4 protein-coding genes are annotated in these 4,159 nt (G+C 54.2%); 2 read left to right on the plus strand and 2 right to left on the minus strand.

Annotated elements, in window-relative coordinates; all coding sequences use genetic code 11:
* On the plus strand, positions 1 to 98 hold a 98-nt coding region (locus AB8804_RS23045; RefSeq protein ID WP_371190259.1), incomplete at its 5' end, for a hypothetical protein.
* A 774-nt stretch (positions 99 to 872) separates the two neighbouring features.
* A complete protein-coding gene (locus AB8804_RS23050) occupies positions 873 to 2,339 on the plus strand; it encodes a catalase (RefSeq protein WP_371190254.1) in 1,467 nt (488 codons plus the stop codon).
* Between the two features lie 212 nt (positions 2,340 to 2,551).
* On the opposite strand, the gene AB8804_RS23055 is transcribed toward AB8804_RS23050, so the two are convergent.
* Both AB8804_RS23055 and umuD read right to left on the minus strand, forming a co-directional pair.
* Positions 2,552 to 3,826, minus strand: a complete 1,275-nt coding sequence (locus tag AB8804_RS23055) for a Y-family DNA polymerase (protein WP_371190256.1) — start codon at positions 3,824 to 3,826, stop codon at positions 2,552 to 2,554.
* On the minus strand, positions 3,826 to 4,159 hold a 334-nt coding region (gene umuD / locus AB8804_RS23060; RefSeq protein ID WP_371190258.1), incomplete at its 5' end, for a translesion error-prone DNA polymerase V autoproteolytic subunit. The genes AB8804_RS23055 and umuD, both read right to left, overlap by 1 nt.

The raw sequence follows: 4,159 nt of genomic DNA on the forward strand, positions 1-4,159 counted from the left end.
TAGCGGCAGGACATGCCGTACTTGCCTGTGGAGGGATGGCGCATTCAGGCCACCCGTTGAAGCAGGAACCCACCGGGGTGATTCAGGCTTCGGTCTGAACGCTGCAGGAATTCCCGTCCTTCAGGGCGGGGAGGATGTCAATATAGCGATGATCACTACCTTGGCAGCCCCAAGTTTTAATTAAACCGCTTGGTGTGCCATTCATTTTTAACCGAGCCTCAGTCCTGACAGATATTACGGCTGTCAGCGATGGGCTGGGACCATGGTCCCACTTCCGAACGGCACGGTGTTGAATACTATTGGGAACGCTCGTTCTGACTATATTTTGTGCCACTGGAAGCTCGGTCTCACTGCCGGCTTATATGCTATTCATTTCCACCGGAATCTCGGTTCTGACAGATATTACGTCTGTAATCGACGGGCTGGGACCATGGTCCCACTTCCGAACGGCACGGTGCTGAATACTGCTGGGATTGCTCGCTCTGCTATATTTGGCACAACTGGGACCGCGGTCCCACTGACGGCCAATATGCCATTCATCTCCATTGGAATCTCAGCTCTGACGGATGTCACTGCTGTTATCGACGGGCTGGGACCATGGTCCCGCTTCCGTACGGCACGGTATTGAATACTGCTGGGATCGTACGACCTGACCGTCTTTGGCACCACTGGGACTGCGGCCCCACCCACCGATGTGACAATTATTTACACCAGTTCAGTCCTGACGGATTTTTATGCTAACAAGAGCGGGCTGGGACCATGGTCTCATTTCCTTTAGACAGCCATGTATTAAAACGTAAAGACACACCTAATTTGTGTGTATGGACTACTTTTATTTACTGGACTCAAAAAATAAAGTCGGAGAGACCGTCATGATCAATGATAAACGTAAGCCTACCACAACCGATTCTGGCAGCCCGGTTGCGAGCGATGAACATTCCTTATCCGTAGGCCCTGATGGCCCGCTGATGTTGCATGATCACTATCTGATCGAACAGATGGCAAACTTCAACCGCGAGCGCATCCCCGAGCGGCAGCCGCACGCGAAAGGCAGCGGTGCTTTTGGCCACTTTGAAGTCACGGAAGACGTTAGCGGTTTTACCAAAGCAGCGGTCTTTCAGCCTGGCGTTAAAACCGATGTGGTTATGCGTTTCTCGACGGTGGCCGGGGAACGCGGCAGTCCCGATACCTGGCGCGACCCGCGTGGATTCGCGATCAAGTTTTATACCCGCGAAGGTAACTACGACTTGGTGGGCAACAACACACCGGTCTTCTTCATTCGCGATCCTATGAAGTTTCAACACTTCATTCGTTCTCAGAAGCGTCGGGCAGATAATAATTTGCGCGACAACGATATGCAGTGGGATTTCTGGACCCTTTCTCCTGAGTCAGCACATCAGGTCACCTGGCTGATGGGCGACCGCGGAATCCCGAAAAGCTGGCGCCATATGAACGGCTATTCAAGCCACACCTACATGTGGGTGAACGCGCAGGGCGAGAAATTCTGGGTCAAATATCACTTCAAAACCGATCAGGGTGTTGAATTTTTGCATCAGCAGGACGCGGATTTACTGGCGGGACAGGACGGCGATTACCATACGCGCGATCTGTACGAAGCGATTAAGCGCGGTGAACACCCAAGCTGGACGCTCTACATGCAGATCATGCCATTTGCCGATGCCGACGACTACCGCTTCAATCCATTTGACCTGACTAAAGTCTGGCCGCACTCCGATTATCCGCTGATCAAGGTCGGCAAACTGACGCTGGATCGTAACCCTACGGATAACCATGCGCAGATAGAACAGGCTGCATTTGAGCCTAACAATCTGGTTCCTGGGATTGGCATTAGCCCGGACAAAATGCTTATCGGCCGCATGTTTGCTTACGCCGATGCGCACCGTGCGCGTTTGGGCGTCAATTACAAACAGATCCCGGTCAACGCCCCGCACTCCCCGGTTAATAGCTATAGCAAGGACGGTGCAATGCGTTTGAATACGGTTTCTGACCCGGTTTATGCACCCAACTCTAAAGGAGGCCCTGTAGCTGACGGCGCGCGTTATCCGACTGATTCAACCTGGTCAGCCAGCGGCGACATGGTACACGCACCGTACAGCCTTCACCGCGAAGATGATGACTTCGGCCAGGCTAACGCGCTGGTTAATAACGTTATGGATGAGGCCGCACGGGACCGACTGGTTGAAAACGTTACCGGCCATGTTCTTAACGGCGTGGAGGAACCGGTGCTCTCACGCGTGTTTGATTACTGGCGTAACATTGATTCAGCCATCGGCGACAGAATTGCCGAAAGCGTTATGGCTAAACGCGCACAGCGTTAGTCATTGCCAAGGCCACTGCCCGGGTGGCCTTTCCTTGATGGTTAGGAATTTCAATCGCCTGTCGATCGCTTCCTGACCATGAGCATAGCGACCGGGCGAGCATCATTCTGCCATCCGCTCTGACCGGTTGGGCTGTCTTCATTCGTTTTGCTTCTTTTTTATTGTAATCTCGAAGTTTAGGTTGGCGATTTCAAGGTGAAACCGCCAAAATTTCATGTTAGTTTCGCTGCTGCTATATCTGACCAGCGTGTCGTATATGCCGGAGAAAGCATCTCCCGCTTCATTTGCCACTCAGGCGCAATCCCCCTTCCGGCAAACCACAATTTCCCCAGCCCTGAATGGTTGATCCCGTCCAGAACTTTCATCAGCTGCTCGCTGTTGCTGTGTGGCTGTGCAGTATCGAACAGGTTCAGCTGCGACACACCCGTCGGCGTAAAGTCATTCAGCATACATCCAGCTTTGGCGTACCGGTGGCCGTCCTGCCAGATACGCTCCAGCGCCCTGACGGCTGCATTGATAATGTCTCGCGTATCCTGCGTGGGCGTCTGCAGCTTTTCGCTGGCCAGATTGCCGTAGTAGGGCTCGTTCACGGCAAACGGGGATGTTTTTACGAACACGGAGATGTGCCTGCAGTACTGCTTCTCACCACGTAATTTCTCGGCGGCACGCTCTGCGTGCTGACAGACAGCCTGTCGCATCGACTCATAGGTGGTGACGCGTTCGCCAAAGGAACGGCTGCAGACAATCTGCTGCTTCGCTGGCGGAGCCTCCTCCAGGGATATACAGGCTTCTCCGTTCAGCTCCCGGACCGTTCTCTCCAGAACAACGTTGAAGTTTTTCCTGATAAAGGCAGGATTCGCACGTGCCAGCTGCAGGGCCGTCGTGATACCCATCAAGTTAAGCGTTTTCGAGATCCGCCTGCCAACCCCCCATATTTCCTCAACCGGCTGCAGGGACAGGAGTTTTTCTGTTCTCTTTGGATTGCCTCGAGTAAGAGCCAGGACGCCGCCAAACTGTGACCACTCCTTGGATGCCCACTGCGCCGATTTTGCCAGCGTTTTTGTCGGTCCCATTCCCACGCCGATAATCAGCCCCGTTCCGCTTCGCACGTGCTCGCGCAGCTGGCGCCCTAAATCCTCAAAATCCATGCAGCCATCGATCCCCCGGATATCCAGAAACATCTCGTCGATACTGTACTGCTCGACGTGTGGCGCCAGATCCTCGAGGTGCGCCATAACCCTGTTCGACATGGAGGCGTACAGAGCGTAGTTGCTGGAGAACGCAATGACCGGCTCCGGGAACTGCGCATCTTTTAGCTGAAACCACGGCACGCCCATTTTGATGCCGAGCTGCTTTGCTTCCTTCGAACGTGCGATGACGCAGCCGTCGTTGTTACTGAGCACAACAACGGGTTTGTTCCGCAGGTCAGGCCGGAACACCTTCTCGCAGCTGGCGTAGAAGGAGTTCACGTCCGCGAGCGCAAACATCAGCTTGATCCCCGGGTTTTATGGATAAAGGCCGTGACGACGCCGAATATCTCTAGTTCCTCAGGATAAAGCGTGGGGTAGGCGGGATTCATCGGCAGCAGGGCGATGCGGGGCTTCAGCTGCAGGCGCTTGACGGTAAACTCCCCTCCCGTCTCTGCGATGACAATGTCCCCCTGCACAGGCGTTTCCGCCTTATCAACCACCATCAGGTCGCCAGAGTGCAGGCCCATATCCTTCATTGAATCACCAATGGCCCGGACAAAGTAGGTCGCGCTGGGGCGGCTGATGCAGTAGGCATTCAGATCGAGTTCATCTTCCGTATAGTCGGCAGCC

Source organism: Enterobacter sp. KBR-315C3_2022 (assembly GCF_041399425.1).
Classification (GTDB): domain Bacteria; phylum Pseudomonadota; class Gammaproteobacteria; order Enterobacterales; family Enterobacteriaceae; genus Enterobacter.